We start from the raw sequence: 17355 nt of genomic DNA, 5'->3' as shown, positions 1-17355 counted from the left end.
ACAGGGTGCTGCACTCCCGGCCCGGCTCGCCCCACGTCTCGCACCGGCGGCCCCGCGCTGGGAGGCTGGGTCGTCCAGCCACCCGCGAGCAGCAGGCCACCAGGCCGGCATCGGAGGCCACCATGAGCCAGACCACGCCCACCCGGGTCGCACCGGTCCGCGACACGGGCCGCCCGCACGTGGTGGTCGTCGGGTCGGGGTTCGGCGGCCTGTTCGCCGCGCAGGGGCTGCGCCGGGCGGAGGTCGACATCACCCTGGTCTCGCGGACCTCCCACCACCTGTTCCAGCCGCTGCTCTACCAGGTGGCCACGGGGATCCTGTCCGAGGGCGACATCGCCCCGTCCACCCGTGAGGTGCTCAACAACCAGCCCAACGCGACCGTGCTGCTGGGGGACGTCACCGCGATCGACCTGACCGCCCGGACGGTCACCTCGCAGGTGCTCGACGGGACGACCGTCACCAGCTACGACCACCTCGTCGTGGCGGCCGGGGCCGGGCAGTCCTACTTCGGCAACGACCAGTTCGCCGAGTGGGCCCCCGGCATGAAGTCCATCGACGACGCGCTGGAGCTGCGCGGGCGCATCTTCGGCGCGTTCGAGCTGGCCGAGCTGGCGTGGGACGAGGCCGAGGTCGAGAAGCTGCTGACCTTCGTCGTGGTGGGGGCCGGGCCGACCGGGGTCGAGATGGCCGGCCAGATCGCCGAGCTCTCCAGCCAGACGCTCCGCCGCGACTTCCGCCGCATCGACCCGACGTCGGCGCGGATCATCCTGCTCGACGCCGCCCCGCGGGTGCTGCCGGGTGGTTTCGGCGAGGCGCTGGGAGAACGCGCGCGGGCGCGGCTGGAGAAGATGGGCGTCGAGGTCCAGCTGGGCGCCAAGGTCGTGGGCGTCGACCGGTTCGGGATCGAGGTGGAGGACGGCGACGGCACGCGCCGCCGGATCGACTCCCGCTGCAAGGTGTGGGCCGCGGGGGTGCAGGGCAGCGAGCTGGGACGGACGCTCGCCGAGCAGTCCGGGGCCGAGCTCGACCGAGCCGGCCGGGTGTGCGTCGAGCCCGACCTGACGCTGCCCGGCCACCCCGAGGTGCACGTCGTCGGCGACATGGCCTCCCTGGACCGGCTGCCGGGGGTGGCCCAGGTCGCCATCCAGGGCGGTCAGCACACCGCCCGCGAGATCCGCCGGTCGCTGCTGGGCGAGCCGACCGGTCAGCCGTTCCGCTACAAGGACAAGGGGTCGATGGCGACCATCTCGCGGTTCCACGCCGTGGCGAGCGTCGGCCGGCTCAACCTGTCGGGCTTCGTCGCGTGGGTGCTGTGGCTGGCGGTCCACCTGCTGTACCTCGTCGGCTTCAAGAACCGGGTGACGACGCTGCTGAAGTGGACCATCACGTTCCTCGGCCGCGGCCGGTCCGAGCGCGCGGTCACCCAGCAGCAGATCATCGCCCGGACGGTCATCAAGCGGACCGGTCCGCGCGCGTCGGTGGCGGCCTTCACGGGGGCGGCCCCGGCGCCGACGTCCCCCGAGCAGACGTCCCCGGCGCAGGGCGAGGACGCCGACCACGCCTCGTCCACCACCCCGGTGACGGGTGACGACGTCGACCAGGGCATCCACGGCGGCCGGGCCGGTGAGGGCGCCGCCGACCTGCCGGTCGACGAGGACGGGGCGCTGACCGAGGCGGCCGGCACGCTCCCGGACCCCGACCCGACGCAGGACCGGTAGCCACCGGTCACGGGCGTGGCTGGCACGCGCAGTGGTCGCGATCAGGCCCGTCCGGGCGACGGATCACGACCCCACCGCGTGCCACCCCTCATGGGTGGGCGGGGGTGGGCAGGCGGTCGGCCAGGACCTGGGCCAGGTGGCGGCCCTGGACGCCGGCCAGGTCGTCGGCCTGGGTGCGGCAGCTGAAGCCGTCGGCCAGCAGGACCGTGCCCGGGGCGGCCTCGCGCAGCGCGGGCAGCAGGGCGTGCTCGGCGACGGCCACCGAGACGTCGTAGTGCCCTGCCTCCATGCCGAAGTTGCCGGCCAGCCCGCAGCAGCCGGCGAGCGCCCGGACCTGGGCGCCGGCGCCGCGGAGCAGGGCCAGGTCGGCGCGGTAGCCCATCTCGGCGTGCTGGTGGCAGTGCGGCTGGGCCAGGACGTCCAGACCGCTCAGGTCGGGCGGGCTCCAGCCGGCGGCGACCCGGTCGGTGAGCAGCTCGGCCAAGGTGCGGACGGCGGCCGAGACCCGGGCGGCGCGGGGGTCCTCGGGCAGCAGCTCCGGCAGGTCGCCACGCAGGGCCGCGGTGCAGGACGGTTCCAGCCCGACGACCGGCAGACCGGCGTCGACGAACGGGCCCAGCACGTCGAGGGTGCCGCGCAGCCGGGTGCGGGCGCCGTCGAGCTGTCCGGTGGAGATCCAGGTCAGGCCGCAGCAGGCGCCCGGACCGGCGAGCACCACGTCGTACCCGGCGTCGGTGAGCACCCGTCGCGCGGCGCCGCCGACGTCGGGGCTGAAGCCGTCGGTGAACGAGTCGGCCCACAGCACGACCCGGTCCCGCACGGGCGCGGGGGTCGCGAGGCCCGCGACCCCGTCGGGCTGCCGCCCGCCCTCCCGGTCGCCCGCCCACCGCTGCCGCAGCGTCCGGGTCGCGAACCGGGGCACCGACCGACGCGGGTCCATGCCCCCCAGCCGTAGCACCAGCCGGCGCAGCGGACCGACCGACAGCACGACGTTGAGCACGGCCGCCAGCCCGGGCACCGCCCCGACCAGGGCGGACCAGCGCGGCAGCCAGCCGAGCGAGTAGTGCGTCACCGGGCGCAGCCGCCCCTTCCAGGTCCGGTGCAGCACCTCGGACTTGTAGGTGGCCATGTCGACCCCGGCCGGGCAGTCGCTGGCGCACGCCTTGCACGACAGGCACAGGTCGAGCGACTCCGCGACGGCCGGGTGGTCGACCCCGCCGACCAGGGTGCCGTTGGTGACCTCCTGCAGCACCCGGGCCCGGGCCCGGGTGGAGTCCTTCTCCTGACCGGTGGCCAGGAACGACGGGCACATGAAGCCGCCCGCGGCCCCGGTGTCGGCGCGGCACTTGCCCACCCCGACGCAGCGGTGCACGGCCCGGGTCAGGTCGCCGGAGTCGTGCAGCAGCGAGAACCCGCCGGCGGGCATGGTCGGGTGCGCCTGCGGACGGCGCAGGTTGACGTCGACGGCGTCGGGGCGGACGAGGACGCCGGGGTTGAGCAGGTCGTCGGGGTCGAACAGGTGCTTGAACCCGGCGAACAGCTGCAGCGCCTCCGCGGAGTACATCCGACCCAGCAGCTCGCTGCGGGCGCGACCGTCCCCGTGCTCCCCGGACAACGACCCGCCGTGGGACACGACCAGGTCGGTGGCCTGCTCGAGGAACGGCCGCAGCCGGGCCGGCGCCTCGGCCAGGGGCAGGTCGATCCGGACGTGGACGCAGCCGTCGCCGAAGTGGCCGTAGGCCAGGCCGTCGACGTCGTGGGCCTTCATCAGCTGCTCGAACCCGCGCAGGTAGTCACCGAGGCGCTCGGGCGGGACGGCGGCGTCCTCCCAGCCGGGCCACGCCTGCGCCCCGGTGGCGGTGCGGCCGGCCAGCCCGGCGCCGTCCTCGCGGATGCGCCACAACGCCAGGGCCTCCGGGCCCGGCGGGACGACGCGGACGGCGGTGGTGCCGGCGTCGGCGGCGAGACGGCGGGCGGCGGCGAACGCCTCGGCCTCGTCGGCCCCGCCGACCTCGACGAACAGCCAGCCGCCGCCCTCGGGCAGCGCGGGCACAGCCGCGTCGCCCTTGTGCCGGCGGACCACGTCGACCAGGCGCGCGTCGATGCCCTCGACCGCGAGCGGGGCGTGGGGCAGCAGGGCGGGGACGGCGTCGGCGGCCGAGGCCATGTCGGGGTAGCCGAGCACCGCGAGCGCGGTGGCCGGGGCCAGGTCGACGAGCCGGACGGTGGCGCCCAGGACGACGCCGCAGGTGCCCTCGGTGCCGACCAGGGCCTTGGCCAGGTCGCGACCGTTCTCGGGCAGCAGGTGCTCCAGGGAGTAGCCGGACACCTGCCGGCCGAACCGGCCGAGCTCGGTGCGGACCAGGCCCAGGTGGGCGTCGACCAGGGCGTGGACGCCGGGGACAGGCTCGTCGCCGGCACCGGCGGTGAAGCGCCGCCCGGTGCCGTCGAGGACGTCGAGGGCGACGACGTTGTCGGCGGTGCGGCCGTAGGCCACGGCGTGCGGACCGCAGGCGTTGTTGCCGATCATGCCGCCGAGGGTGCAGCGGGCCTGCGTCGACGGGTCGGGTCCGAAGCGGAGCCCGTGCGGGCGGGCGGCCGCCTGCAGCGAGGTGAGCACGACACCGGGGTCGACGGTGGCGGTGCGGGCCTCGGGGTCGACGTCGTGGATGCGGGTCAGGTGCCGGCTGACGTCCAGGACGACCCCGGGCCCGACCGCGTTGCCCGCGACCGAGGTGCCGCCGCCGCGCATGGTCAGCGGGGTGCCGGTCTCGCGGCACACCTGCGCCACGGCGAGCACGTCGTCGACGTCGCGTGCGACCACGACGGCGGCCGGGACGACCCGGTAGTTGGACGCGTCGGTGGAGTACTCGGCCCGGACCCGGACGCCGTCGTCGACCTGCGGGCCGACCACGCGTCGCAGCCGGTCGACGACCTCACGGCCGTCCGCCCCCACGGCCGGGGACTCCTCGAGGATGGTCACGGCTGCAGCCCTCCGGGGTCTCTCGGACCGGCCGGTCCGTGCTGCGGCCAGTGTGCCCTGAGGCTGCACGGGCCCAGCGACCGGGCCCAGCGACCGGTCCCACCCCGACCGGTCCCACGTCGCCGGGGCGGTCGGCGGTGGCCCCGAGCCGGCGGCCCGGGCCACCTGCCCGATCGGGCAGGTGGGGCCTGGTCGAAGGTACGGACCCCCGTTCGGGAGGTCCCTGCGCGTGTACCGTCACCACACGTACCCCCTACGACGTGGGCGCGGTCCCCCCGACGACAGGTGGGCACCGCAAGGAGGACCATGGCCGTGCTCAGTGCGACGACGCCGAGGCAGCGCACCGCCCGCGAGGCCAACCACGGTCACGCCCCGCTGCCGCTGGTCAAGTTCCACGCCCCCGAGGTCGTCTTCGGCCACGGGTCGCTGGCCGAGGCGGGTTTCGTAGCCACTCGCCTGGGCGCCGCCCGCCCGTTCGTCGTCACCGACCCCGGCCTCATCGAGGCCGGGTGGGTGGCCGAGCTGCTGGGCCACCTGCGCGAGGCCGGCCTGCACCCGACCGTCTGGTCCGGGGTGACGCCCAACCCGAAGGACCACGAGGTCGCGGCGGCGTCGCAGTGCTACGCGGCGTCCGGCAGCGACGTGATCATCGCCATCGGCGGCGGGTCGTGCATCGACGCCGCCAAGGGCGTGGCGATCCTGTCGGGCAACGGCGGGAGCATCCTCGACTACGCCGGGATCGACCGGGTGTCCCAGCCCATCCCGCCGCTGGTGATGATCCCGTCGACGTCGGGTACCGGGGCCGACGTCTCGCAGTTCTGCGTCGTGTCGGACACCGTGCGCTCGGTCAAGGTGACCATCATCGGCCGCGCGCTGGTCCCCGACGTGTCCATCACCGACCCACGGTTGCTCACGACCATGCCGGAGCTGCTGAACGCGGCCACGGGCCTGGACGCGCTGACCCACGGCATCGAGGCGTTCGTCTCCCGGGCTCACAACCCGCTGGCCGACGGCCACGCCCTGAACGCGGTGCGCCTGGTCACCTCGAACCTGGACCTGACGGTCACCCGACCGACGGACCTGCAGGCGCGGGCGTCGATGGCACAGGCCAGCCTGGAGGCCGGGCTGGCCTTCAGCAACGCGATCCTGGGAGCGACGCACGCCATGAGCCACCAGGTGGGGGGTCTGCTGGACGCCCCGCACGGCGTGGTCAACGGGGTCCTGCTGCCGCACGTGATCCGCTGGAACGCGGAGCAGGACGCGACCCGGTTCGTGCCGCTGGCCTCGGCGGTCGGGATCGACACCTCGCGGCTGGACGCGACGGACGCGGCGTGGGCGCTGGCGGACGTGGTGCGCGAGCTCGGTGACCGGGTCGGTGTGCCCCGGGGGCTGCGGGAGCTGGGGGTCTGCGACGCCAACGTCGCCCAGCTGGCCCGGACCACCCTGGAGGACGCCTGCCTGACGACGAACCCCCGCGACTCGACGCACGGCGACATCGAGGCGCTGTTCCGGGCCGCGCTGTGACACCCGAAGTGCCGTCACGGTCCGGGTGATGACTCCCGAGCCGGTGCGGGACGGCACCGCCGGGGTCCCGGCACCGAGCCTGGCCGTCCTGACGGGCGTCCGGTCGGGCAAGCACGGCTACTACCTGGAGTACCGGCGCACCGCGGAACGGCTGGCGACGGCCGTGGCCTCGATGGACGACATCTCCCGCGCGCTCGTGCAGACCGTCGCCGGACCGAGGACGGTGCTGGAGGCGGTGCTGCGGGCGGCTGTGCAGCACGTGCCCGCGCAGGCGGTGGTGCTGGCTTTCGGGCGCAGGGAGCTGCCGGCGGCCTCGCCCCGCTACCTGGTGGTGCGGCCCGACGGGTCGCTGGCCGACGTGGTGGACCCCCGGCTGCCGACGTGGGTCGCGGCGGAGGTCGAGCGGCTGCGGGAGGGCCGCTGGGCCGAGGACCGTCGTCCCAGCGACGCGGCCGCGGCCACCCCGGCGGGGCCGTGGCACCGGGTCCGGGCGACCCTGGACGGGCGCTCCGTGGGGGCGCTCTCGCTGGCCCCGCAGCCGGGGATGGCCGTGCAGCCCGCCGACCTGCCGGTGCTGCGCACGCTGGCAAACCAGGCGGCGGTCGCGGTGCACAACGCGGCGCTGTACCAGGAGAGCGTCCGGCTCCGGACCCGCAGCGAGCGGCTGTACGAGGAGGCTTCGCGGCAGGCCGCCGACCTGGCCCAGCGCAACCGGGAGCTCGAGGACGTCAACGCCCGGCTGGTGGCCGCCACCCAGCGGGAGCTGCTGGACGTGGAACGGCACCGCATCGCCCGCGAGCTGCACGACAGCGTCACCCAGCAGGTGCTGTCGGCCGGGATGCTGGTGGACATCTGCGCCACCGACGCGGCCGCCCTGGGCGAGACCGGGCAGCAGGTCGCGGCCCGTCTGGACCACGCCCGGTCGCTGACGGCCGAGGCGGTCGAGCAGCTGCGGCACGCCATCTGGGCGCTGTCGCACGAGCACGGCGACGGCGCGGCCGGGCACGACCTGCCCGGTCTGCTGCAACGGGTCACCGACCAGCACCGCATGCACCTGGACACCGCCCTGCGCATCGAGGGCTCCCCCCACGACCTCACGCCCGACACCTGCCACGCCCTGGCCCGCATCGCCGGCGAGGCGCTGTTCAACGTCGCCGCGCACGCCGGGGCGCGCCGGGCCGTGGTGCGGCTGGTGCACGGCCGGGACGGGGGCCTGCGGCTCAGCATCGCCGACGACGGCCAGGGCGACCCCGCCGCGCTGCGCCGTCTGCTGCGCCTGGAGCAGGTGGGTGACGGCGACGGCCGCCACCGGGGTCTGGTCAACATGGCGGAGCGGGCCCGCGAGGTGGGCGGCCGCTTCGCGGTGCACCGGTCACGGATGGGCGGGGTCCGGATCGACGTCGACCTGCCGGTCGAGGCGGTCCGCGAGCAGACCGGCCCGGCGAGGCCATCGCCGTGAACCCGGGCGTCGACATCGTCGTCGTGGACGACCACGCCGTGGTCCGCCACGGACTGCGCCTGGTCCTGGAGCGCGAGCCGGACCTGCGGGTGATCGGGGAGTCCGGCGGCGGCCAGGACGCGCTCGACGTGGTGGCGGCCACCCGGCCCGACGTGGTGCTGCTGGACCTCAAGCTGTCGCCGACCTCGGACACCGAGGGCCTGGAGCTGTGCGGGAGGCTGCACCGCGCGCACCCGGACCTAGGGATCCTGGTGCTGACCAGCCTGCTCGAGGAGCGCCTCGTAGTGCAGGCGATCCACAACGGGGCGACCGGTTACGTGGTCAAGGACGTCGACACCTCCGAGCTGGTGCGGGCGATCCGGGCGGTGCAGCGCGGCGAGAGCGCCTTCGACTCCCGCTCCGCGGCCGCGATGGTGCGCAGCATGAGCCAGGCCACCCCCGGGGGCGGGCGGGCCAGGGCGCTGACCGAGCGCGAGCTGGAGGTGCTGCGGCTGCTGGCCCGCGGGCACTCCAACCGCGAGATCGCCCGACGGCTGTTCGTGTCGGAGACGACGGTCAAGTTCCACGTGGGCAACCTGATGCGCAAGATGGAGGTGTCCCGGCGAGCCGAGGCCGTCTACGCCGCCAGCAAGCGGGGTCTGATCTAGGTGATGGGGCCGGGCCGGTCCAGCACCAGCCAGCCGCCGTGGTCCTCGGTCACCCGCCACGCCCAGCCGCTGCTGCGGCCGAGGCGGCGCAGGTCCGCCAGGGTCAGCGTGCGGACGTGCCCGTACGCCGCGGTGGCCTCGTCCTCCAGGGGCACCGCGAGCACGACCCGGTCTGTGGCCAGCCGGCACGCCTCGGCCAGCACGGCCCGGCCGTGGTCCTCGGGCACGTGCTCCAGCAGGTGTAGCGCCGTCACCGTGCGCACCGCACCGTCGGGCAGCGGCACCCGCGCCGCGTCGCAGCGCAGCACGTCCAGGGCCCCTCCCAGGCGCGGCGCGACCGCGGCCAGGAGCCGCATCGTGCCCTCGCTCACGTCGCTGGCCGTCACCTGCTCCCCCCGCCCGGCCAGCTGCAGGGGGAAGAAGCCGAAGCAGGACCCCAGGTCTAGGACGGGCCCGAGGGTGACCTCCGCCAGGCCGCGTCGGTGCACGGGCGCGAACTCCTCCAGTGAGCCGTGCCACGGTCTGCGGTCCGCGGCCTCGGGCCCCGCCGGGGCCTGGAGCCGCGCCAGCGTGTTGCGGTAGAACCGCTCCCACGCCTGGAGCGCGTCGTCGTGGCAGGAGCGCACCACCCCGGTGAAGCAGCGCTCGAACACCTCGCTGCCGGTCAGCCAGCCCGGCCCGAACAGCTCGGCCTGCAGCAGCCCGGCCAGGTCGTCGTCGACCTGGTCCGGGCGCAGCCGGTGCCGCAGCAGCAGCCGCCCGTCGGGGTCGGACGCGGTCTCGAAGTGCTCGGTCACCACGGGCGCCGCGGGACCGGGCACCGGCCCGACGGCCGCCCGCACCACCACGACCAGGTCGTCCTCGTACCGACCGGGGGGCATCGGGGCCAACGGGTCGATCGGGCGCGGCCCGGCCCGGTCCAGCGGCACCGACCTCATGCCCGTGCCCCCGACGCCTGCAGGGACACTCGTTCCAGGCCGCTCAGGTCCTGCACCACCTGCACCCGGTCGCAGAGCTCGGCGTAGCGCGGCAGGTCGCAGCTGCCCAGGCCCCAGGAGTAGCGCGGCTCCGGGGTCAGCCAGACCGTCTCCCGGACCCGCCGGGTCATCTCCTCGAACGCCACCAGACCCGGCTCCCGGCTGTTGCCGCGGCCGTCGCCGAGCACCAGCAGGGTGCTCTGCCGGGTGAGGGCCGGGCCGTGCTCGTCCAGGAACGCGGTGAAGACGCTGCCGTAGTCGGAGTCGGCGTCCACGTCGAGGACCCCGCCCGCAGGCAGGCCCGCGACCACCAGGCCCAGCGCCTCCTCGGCCTGGTGCTCGGCGAACAGGTCGGTGATCTCGACCACGTCGGCCACGAACGCGAAGCTCCTGACGGCGCGGACGTGGCTCTGCAGGCCGTGCACGAGCTGCAGCGTGAACGCCGTGGAGGCCCGGACCGACAGCGACACGTCCGCCAGGACGACCAGACGCGGCCGGTCCTCCACCCGCGACACCGTGACCGGGCGGAACGGGACGCCGTCGTAGCGCATGTTGGCCCGCATGGTCCGGCCCCCGCTGATCCGGCCGTGGGCGGACTCGCGCCGCCGCGGCCGGGGCGCGCCGTGCAGGCTGCGGACCACGCGGCGCAGCGCCTCCTCCAGCGCGGCGCGCTCCTGCTCGTCCACCCGACGACGCTGGCTCGTGGTGACGTCGCGGGTCTCCACCTGCCGGTCCTCGAGCTCGACGAGGCGCTGCAGGTACTCCCGGAGGCGCTCGGGCAGGTCCGACAGCAGCCCGCCGAGGCGCCGCCGCAGCTCGGCCAGCTCGTCGGGGTCCACGTCGCCGCCGTCCTCGCCCGCCGCCTCCAGCCAGTCCAGCAGCGCCTGCTCCTGCCCGGCCGTCAGGGCCACGTCGACCGACGGCCCGGGGTCCGTGGCCAGGTCCCCCGGCGGGCCGTCGTGGGCGAAGCGCTCGGTGCTCAGCTGCACCCGGGCGGCCTGGTCGGCCGTGCTCTCCTGGTCGGTGGACAGCACGACCTCGTCCGTCATCGAGGCCAGGTCCAGCTTGTCGGCCTCCTGGTGGCGGTTGTACTGCTCGGCCAGGTCCTCCCGGTCGAAGAAGTCGCGGATGTCCGCCGGTTTGCCGTGGGAGTGACCCTGCTGGGGGCTCTGCGAGGGCTCCTCCGACAGCGTGAACTGCTCGACGTCCTCCTCGTCGCTGAGGTCGTCGTGGGCGTGGCCGTGGCCGCCGTCCTCACCGGCGAGGACCCGTTGCAGGCCGAAGAACGCGTCGAAGACCCGGTCGAACACCTCCAGGTCGCGCCGCTCCTTGACCAGGGTCACCGTCAGCGCGGCCCGCAGCGTGGCCCGGTCGTGCAGCACACCCGGCTGGGCGGCCGCCACGGCCGCGTCGACCAGCTCCGGGGTGCTCACCCGGACACCGTGCAGCCGCAGGAACCGCACGAAGCGGTGGACCGCGCCGTCCACGGCTACCCGCTCCGGCGCCGGCCGAGCCCGGCGGCGAAGGACCGTGCGCCCTGACCCGCCGGTGTGGTCGGGCGCCGGGCGGGCCCGGCGGCGGCGGGCGCGCCGTAGTACGCCTCGTCGTGCCGACCGGGCGTGTCCTTGGCCGCCCGCACCGCCACACCGTCGGGGCCGTGGTCCGCGTCGTGGCCGGGGCCGTGGTCGTGGTCCGCGTCGTGGTGGTGACCGTGGGCGCCGGGCAGGTGCGTGGGGACGTCCGCGTTGGGGTCGACCAGCCGAGGCAGCGCGGCCACGGTCCGCTGCAGGTCGCGCTCGTACTTGACTACGACGCTGGCGGTCTCCGACAGCACGGCGGCGTCGAGCTCGGCCACCCCCAGCACCGCCAGGGTCCGGGCCCAGTCGACGGTCTCGGAGATGCTGGGCGGCTTGCGCAGCTCCAGGTCGCGGATGCCCCGCACGACGTCGACGAGGCGCTGCGCCAGCGCGTCGGGCAGACCGGTGTCCTTGGAGCGGACGATCTCCAGCTCGCGGGTGGGGTCCGGGTAGTCGATGAACAGGTGCAGGCAGCGGCGCTTGAGCGCGGCGGACAGGTCGCGGGTGTTGTTGGACGTCAGCACGACGTACGGCACGTGGCGGGCCACGAACGTGCCGATCTCCGGCACCGACACCTGGTTCTCGGCCAGCGTCTCCAGCAGCACGGCCTCCAGCGCCTCGTCGGCCCGGTCGACCTCGTCGATGAGCAGGACCACCGGCTCGGGCGAGCGGATGGCCTCCAGCAGCGGCCGCGGCGCGAGGAACCGCTCGGAGAAGAAGACGCTGTCCTCGGCGCCGATGCGCTCGACGGCGTCGTGGAGGCTGGTGGCGTCCCCGACGACCTGGCCGATCTTCTCGCGCAGGATCTGTGTGTACAGCAGCTGCTTGCCGTAGTCCCAGTCGTACAGCGCCTTGGTCTCGTCCTGGCCCTCGTAGCACTGCAGCCGCATCAGCCGGCGCCCCGTGGCCGCGGCGAGCGACAGCGCCAGCTGGGTCTTGCCCACCCCGGCCGGACCCTCCAGCAGGACGGGTCTTCCCAGCCGGGTCTGCAGGAACACGGTCGTGGCCAGGCGCCGGTCGGCCAGGTAGCCGTGCTCCTCGAAGCGGGTCAGGACGTCGTCGACGTCGGCGAAGTCGGGCACGTCATCGGGCACGTCGTCGGGCATGGGCTCTCCGTGGTCGGTTCGGGTGGCCGGTTCGGGTGTCCGGGTGCGGGCGCGCGCGGGGGGCACGCGCGCCCGCACCAGGTCGGGGGCGAGGGGGACGCGGCTCAGGTGAGCAGGTCGTCCAGGTCGCCGTTCATGCAGTGGTCCACGACGGGGCGCACCGTCTCGAAGGTGCACTCCTTCGCGTTGCCGGGCGTGCACGCGTCACCCAGCACGTGGTGGGTGATCCGGTCGACGTCCTTGTCGTCCCCGGTGATGACCGCCGCGTTCTCGTAGAACGCCGTGGGCCCCTGGCCGAGGCGGTTCTTGGAGTACGACGTCGCCGTCACGTCGGTGAACTTCTCGGGGATGCCGACGTCGCGCAGCAGCCGGATCGCCGCGCCCAGCGCCGCGTCGGCGGCCTGCACGTCGGTCATGCCGTGGGTGTCGATGCCCATGGCCCGGGCGATGTCCGCGAACCGCTTGTACTGCGAGGGCATGTTGAACGCCCACACCCGGGGCAGGGCGATGGCGTTGTTCAGGCCGTGGTGGGTGTCGTAGAACGCGCTCACCGCGTGCGAGATGGAGTGGATGATGCCGAGCCCACCGGAATTGAACGCCTGGGCGGCGATGTACTGCGCGTACATCATCCCCTCCCGTCCGACCAGGTCCTGGCCGTTCCAGACGGCCGCCCGCAGGTGCTCGGACGTCAGCTTGATGGCGTGCAGCGCGTTGCCGAGCGACGGCTGGAAGTTCAGCCGCGAGACGTACGGCTCGCTCGCGTGGGCCAGCACGTCGAACCCGCACTGGGCGGTGTAGTCGACCGGACAGTCGAAGTAGAGCACCGGGTCGTCGACGGCCAGGGTCGCGACCGAGGCGTCGTCGAAGGCGACGTACTTGTGGGGGTTGTCGGGGTCGGTCGTGGTGTCGGTGATGACGTAGGCCCACGACGTCTCCGAGCCGGTGCCGGCCGTGGTGGAGACCGCGATGTGGGGCGGGTTCTGCGGGTTCTCGGACTTGTTGAAGCCCTCGAACTCGTTGACGTTGCGACCGTCGTGGGCCACCGAGATGCGGGCGCCCTTGCACGCGTCGTGCGACGAGCCGCCCCCGATGGAGACGAAGCTGTCGCAGGTGTTCTCCTGGTACATCGCGACGGCGTCCATGACGTTGTAGTCCTTGGGGTTGGACTCCACCTTGTCGTAGACCACGACCTCGAGGCCGTGGTAGCGCATCGACTCGACGATCTTGTGGACGATGTCGGTGCCCCGCAGGCCCGACGTCATGACGAGGGTCTTGCGGAACCCCAGCTTCTTCGCTTCCGGACCGATGAGCTCGTGCGCCCCCGGGCCCATGAGGGCTCGCGGGAACGGGTGGAACTCCTTGATCGGGAAGGGCTTGAGCAGCTCTTCGACCTGCATGGCGATCCTCTCTCCGTCGTCCGCACCGTTGCGGTCGGGGTGAACGTAGGACGCCCGCGGCGGAGGCAGAAAGGGCTCCGGCGAGACCCTGTCCGGGGTCCCTCCGCACGGTGGGGAGGGCACCTGCCCGACCGGGCAGGTAGGGGTGCCCGTTGGGACGGTTCCGGTCCCGGGAGGGTGTTCGGCGGCCGGTCGCTGTCCCTACCGTCGGCACCCCACGGGCACGTCGGCGGCACCGCAGCCGCCCGGCCCTCGACGAGGAGGACAGCCATGGACGACACGACGGCCCTGGACGACCGGACCGCCGAGCAGGACGTGCCGGCCGCCGACGCGCAGGCCACCGACGCGCAGGCCGCCGACCAGCCGGCCGGTGCTCCGGCGACCGAGGACCTGCTGGACGAGACGCTGGTCGACGAGGTGTCCATCGACGGCATGTGCGGCGTGTACTGACCGTGGCCGGGCCAGCGGACGCACCCCCGGGACCCGACGGGCTCGACGACGCCTGGGAGGTCCACCCGGCCGTGTCGGTGCGCGAGGAGGACTTCGGGGCGCTGCTCTACCACTTCGGCACCCGCCGGCTCAGCTTCGTCACCAGCCTGCCCCTGCTGGGGGCGGTGCGCGCCCTGGCCGGGGCACCGAGCGCCGCGGCCGCCCTGGACGACGTCCTCGGCACCGACGCCCCGCCGCGCGAGCGGGCCGCCCTCGAGCGCGGCCTGCTCGCGCTGGCCGCGGGCGGCATGGTCCGCCTCCGCGGCCGGGCCACCACCGACCAGGAGGTCCCCGCATGACCCTCACGCCCGCCGCCCCGTCCCGCCGGCTGCTCGACCGCTTCGAGCACGGCCTGACATCGCCCATCTGCCTGACCTGGGAACTCACCTACGCCTGCAACCTCGCGTGCGTGCACTGCCTGTCCAGCTCCGGCCGCCGCGACCCGCGCGAGCTGAGCACCGCGGAGGCCGAGCACGTCATCGACGAGCTGCAGGCGATGCAGGTGTTCTACGTCAACGTCGGCGGCGGTGAGCCCACCATCCGGCCCGACTTCTGGCACCTGCTCGACTACGCCGTCGACCACCAGGTCGGCGTCAAGTTCTCCACCAACGGGGTGCGCATCGACCGGCTGCGGGCGCAGCGGATCGCCGCCACGGACTACGTGGACGTGCAGGTGTCCATGGACGGCGCCACGGCCGAGGTCAACGACGCCGTGCGCGGCGCCGGGTCCTACGCGACGGCGCTGCGCGCGCTGGAGAACCTGGCCGAGGCCGGAGCGGGCGACGTCAAGCTGTCGGTGGTCGTCACCCGGCACAACGTCGGCCAGCTGGACGACTTCGCCGCCCTGGCCGCCCGGTACGGCGCGGTGCTGCGGGTCACCCGGCTGCGCCCGTCCGGTCGCGGTGCGGACTCCTGGGACGACCTGCACCCCACCGCGGCCCAGCAGCGCGAGCTGTACGCGTGGCTGCTGGCCAACGGCGAGGGCGTGCTGACCGGTGACTCGTTCTTCCACCTGTCCGCGCTGGGCGAGCCGCTGCCCGGGCTCAACCTGTGCGGGGCGGGACGCGTGGTCTGCCTCATCGACCCCGTCGGCGACGTGTACGCGTGCCCGTTCGCCATCCACGACTCGTTCCTGGCCGGCAACGTCCGCAGCCCCGACGGCTTCACGGGCGTGTGGCGGGACTCGGAGCTGTTCGCCGACCTGCGCAACCCGCAGACCGGCGGGGCCTGCACCCGCTGCAGCGCGTTCGACTCCTGCCGCGGCGGCTGCATGGCGGCCAAGTTCTTCACCGGCCTGCCCCTGGACGGCCCGGACCCCGAGTGCGTCCTGGGCCACGGCGAGAGCGCCCTGGCCGCCTCGGCCGGGGTCGTCCCACCCCGCTCGGGGGTGGACCACTCCAAGCCCGGGGCGCGCGTCCCGGTGCCGCTCGGCATGCCGGCCCGGCGCGTGGACCGCGCCTGCGACACCAGGCCGGTCTGAGCCCCGGACCGACCGCACCACCCCGCGCACCACAGACGACGGAGGAACCCCCATGGGCAACGCGGCCTGGTTCGAGACGGTGGCCGAGGCGCAGCGCCGCGCGAAGAAGCGGCTGCCCCGCTCGGTCTACAAGGCCCTGCTGGCGGGCTCGGAGCGGGGGGTCAGCTACCAGGACAACCTCACCGCGTTCGGCGAGCTGGGCTTCGCCCCCCACGTGGCGGGGGCGCACGCGGAGCGCGACCTGAGCACGAGCGTCATGGGCCAGGCCATCTCGCTGCCGGTGATCTGCTCCCCCACCGGGGTGCAGGCCGTGCACCCCGACGGCGAGGTCGCCGTGGCCCGGGCCGCGGCCGCCCGCGGCACGGTCATCGGGCTCAGCTCGTTCGCCAGCAAGCCGCTGCACGAGGTGGTGGCGGCGAACCCGCAGACGTTCTTCCAGGTGTACTGGCAGGGCGACAAGGACACGATCGTGCGGCGGCTGGACCGGGCCAGGGCGGCCGGCGCGAAGGGGCTGATCGTCACCCTCGACTGGTCGTTCAGCCACGGCCGGGACTGGGGCAGCCCGACCATCCCGGAGACGATGGACCTCAAGGCGATGGCCCGGTTCGCCCCGGAGGCCCTCGTGCGGCCGCGGTTCCTGTACCGGTTCCTGCGCTCCGGCGGCATCCCCGACCTGCGGGCCCCCAACATCGGCGAGCCCGGCAAGCAGGCGCCGACGTTCTTCGGTGCCTACGGCGAGTGGATGATGACGCCGCCGCCGTCATGGGACGACGTGGCCTGGCTGCGCGAGCAGTGGGGCGGGCCGTTCATGCTCAAGGGCATCTCGCGCGTGGACGACGCCCGGCGCGCGGTCGACGCGGACGTGACGGCGATCTCGGTGTCCAACCACGGCGGCAACAACCTCGACGGCACCCCGGCCCCCATCCGCATGCTGCCCTCGGTGGTCGACGCGGTCGGTGACCAGGTCGAGGTGGTGCTGGACGGCGGCATCCGCCGGGGCAGCGACGTCGTCAAGGCCGTCGCGCTGGGGGCCCGGGCGGTCATGATCGGGCGCGCCTACCTGTGGGGGCTGGCCGCCAACGGCCAGGCCGGGGTCGAGAACGTGCTGGACGTGCTGCGGGGCGGCATCGACTCCACGCTGCTCGCGCTCGGCCACGGCAGCATCCGCGACCTGACCCCCGACGACGTCCTGGTCCCTCCCGGCTTCGTGCGGGAGCTGGGGGTCGGGACGTCGGCGTGAGCGTCCCCACGCTCGCCCGCCTGACCTGGACCGAGCTCGAGGGTCGTCGGCCGCTGCTGGTGGTCCCGGTGGGCTCGACCGAGCAGCACGGACCGCACCTGCCCCTGGGCACCGACTCCGTGGTCGCGGAGGCGCTCGCCCGGGCCCTGGTGCAGGACCTGCACGCGGACCACCCCGACCTGGACCCCGTGCTGGCGCCTCCCCTCGCCTACGGCGCCAGCGGGGAGCACGACGGGTTCCCCGGCACGGTGTCGGTGGGCCTGGAGGTGCTGCGGCTGGCCGTGGTCGAGCTCGGCCGGTCCGCGCGGTCGTGGTCCGGGCGGCTGCTGCTGGTCAACGGGCACGGCGGCAACGCCCGGGCGCTGGCCGGGGCCGTCGACCTGCTGCGGCAGGAGGGGTCGGACGCCGCCTGGTGGCCGTGCACGGTGCCACGGTCGGCCGTGCCCGCCCCGGACGCGCACGCCGGCCGCACGGAGACCTCGCTGCTGCTGCACCTGGCCCCCGCCGACGTGCGCACCGGTCGGGCCCGGCCCGGCGTGGTGGCCCCGGTCGAGCAGCTGCTCGGTCGGCTGCGCGCCGACGGGGTGCGGGGGGTCAGCGCCAACGGCGTCCTGGGCGACCCCACGGGCGCCGACCCGGCCGAAGGTGCCGCAGCCCTGGCGGACATGCTGGTGCGCGCGCGCAGGGCCACGACGGCCTGGCAGGTCGGGGCGGACGGCCGGTTGCTGGCCGTCGCGTCGCCCCGGTCGGCGTGACGG

At 74.6% G+C, this 17355-nt stretch carries 14 protein-coding genes; 9 read left to right on the top strand and 5 right to left on the bottom strand.

Features of this window, described 5'->3' with window-relative positions:
* Positions 1 to 122 precede the first annotated feature (122 nt).
* Entirely contained in the window at positions 123 to 1718 is a 1596-nt protein-coding gene (locus tag ACR80Q_RS09215) for an NAD(P)/FAD-dependent oxidoreductase (RefSeq protein WP_435377306.1), read from the top strand.
* 88 nt (positions 1719 to 1806) lie between these two features.
* Here the strand turns inward: ACR80Q_RS09215 and ACR80Q_RS09210 are convergent, their stop codons facing one another.
* The gene (locus tag ACR80Q_RS09210) at positions 1807 to 4701 is read right to left on the bottom strand and encodes an FAD-binding and (Fe-S)-binding domain-containing protein (protein WP_435377305.1); all 2895 of its coding nucleotides are present in this window, start codon (positions 4699 to 4701) and stop codon (positions 1807 to 1809) included.
* A 306-nt stretch (positions 4702 to 5007) separates the two neighbouring features.
* Here ACR80Q_RS09210 and ACR80Q_RS09205 point away from each other — a divergent pair, with 306 nt between their 5' ends.
* Genes ACR80Q_RS09205 through ACR80Q_RS09195 form a run of 3 tightly spaced genes read left to right on the top strand, consistent with a single transcriptional unit; the run spans position 5008 to position 8331 of the window.
* A complete protein-coding gene (locus ACR80Q_RS09205; protein ID WP_435377304.1) occupies positions 5008 to 6225 on the top strand; it encodes an iron-containing alcohol dehydrogenase in 1218 nt (405 codons plus the stop codon).
* Positions 6226 to 6253: 28 nt separating this feature from the next.
* Positions 6254 to 7684 carry a histidine kinase gene (locus ACR80Q_RS09200; protein WP_435377303.1) on the top strand — a complete coding sequence of 477 codons (1431 nt, stop codon included), beginning with the start codon at positions 6254 to 6256 and terminating at the stop codon, positions 7682 to 7684.
* Positions 7681 to 8331 (top strand): MadR family response regulator transcription factor, encoded by a 651-nt coding sequence (locus ACR80Q_RS09195; protein WP_435377302.1) that lies wholly within the window; start codon positions 7681 to 7683, stop codon positions 8329 to 8331. The genes ACR80Q_RS09200 and ACR80Q_RS09195 overlap by 4 nt, the downstream gene beginning before the upstream one ends.
* Here the strand turns inward: ACR80Q_RS09195 and mftM are convergent.
* The 4 genes from mftM to mdo all read right to left on the bottom strand — a co-directional run bounded on the left by mftM (position 8328) and on the right by mdo (position 13388).
* Entirely contained in the window at positions 8328 to 9269 is a 942-nt protein-coding gene (mftM, locus tag ACR80Q_RS09190) for a mycofactocin oligosaccharide methyltransferase MftM (RefSeq protein ID WP_435377301.1), read from the bottom strand. The genes ACR80Q_RS09195 and mftM overlap by 4 nt on opposite strands.
* The gene (locus ACR80Q_RS09185) at positions 9266 to 10771 is read right to left on the bottom strand and encodes a VWA domain-containing protein (protein ID WP_502306125.1); all 1506 of its coding nucleotides are present in this window, start codon (positions 10769 to 10771) and stop codon (positions 9266 to 9268) included. The genes mftM and ACR80Q_RS09185 overlap by 4 nt, the downstream gene beginning before the upstream one ends.
* Before the next feature lie 26 nt (positions 10772 to 10797).
* Positions 10798 to 11991, bottom strand: coding sequence for an AAA family ATPase (locus tag ACR80Q_RS09180; RefSeq protein ID WP_435377299.1), 1194 nt, complete (start codon positions 11989 to 11991; stop codon positions 10798 to 10800).
* A 104-nt stretch (positions 11992 to 12095) separates the two neighbouring features.
* Positions 12096 to 13388, bottom strand: a complete 1293-nt coding sequence (mdo, locus tag ACR80Q_RS09175; protein WP_435377298.1) for an NDMA-dependent methanol dehydrogenase — start codon at positions 13386 to 13388, stop codon at positions 12096 to 12098.
* A gap of 270 nt (positions 13389 to 13658) precedes the next feature.
* On the opposite strand from mdo, the gene mftA reads away from it, so the two are divergent.
* From mftA to mftE, 5 genes are read left to right on the top strand one after another with little or no spacing between them, the layout of a single operon-like run.
* Positions 13659 to 13838 carry a mycofactocin precursor MftA gene (gene mftA, locus ACR80Q_RS09170; RefSeq protein WP_435377297.1) on the top strand — a complete coding sequence of 60 codons (180 nt, stop codon included), beginning with the start codon at positions 13659 to 13661 and terminating at the stop codon, positions 13836 to 13838.
* Between the two features lie 2 nt (positions 13839 to 13840).
* Entirely contained in the window at positions 13841 to 14176 is a 336-nt protein-coding gene (gene mftB / locus ACR80Q_RS09165; RefSeq protein ID WP_435377296.1) for a mycofactocin biosynthesis chaperone MftB, read from the top strand.
* Positions 14173 to 15357 (top strand): mycofactocin radical SAM maturase, encoded by a 1185-nt coding sequence (gene mftC, locus ACR80Q_RS09160; RefSeq protein ID WP_435377295.1) that lies wholly within the window; start codon positions 14173 to 14175, stop codon positions 15355 to 15357. Before mftB ends, mftC begins: the two co-directional genes overlap by 4 nt.
* 52 nt (positions 15358 to 15409) lie before the next feature.
* Entirely contained in the window at positions 15410 to 16597 is a 1188-nt protein-coding gene (mftD, locus tag ACR80Q_RS09155; protein WP_435377294.1) for a pre-mycofactocin synthase MftD, read from the top strand.
* Complete coding sequence (gene mftE / locus ACR80Q_RS09150; RefSeq protein WP_435377293.1) at positions 16594 to 17352, top strand: mycofactocin biosynthesis peptidyl-dipeptidase MftE; 759 nt, start codon at positions 16594 to 16596, stop codon at positions 17350 to 17352. Before mftD ends, mftE begins: the two co-directional genes overlap by 4 nt.
* Positions 17353 to 17355: the final 3 nt, after the last annotated feature.

The sequence above is a fragment of the Aquipuribacter aurantiacus genome, assembly GCF_051216895.1.
Classification (GTDB): Bacteria; Actinomycetota; Actinomycetes; order Actinomycetales; family JBBAYJ01; genus Aquipuribacter.
The sequence above is the reverse complement of the archived record's forward strand: the minus strand, read 5'-3'. Positions and strand labels throughout refer to the sequence as shown.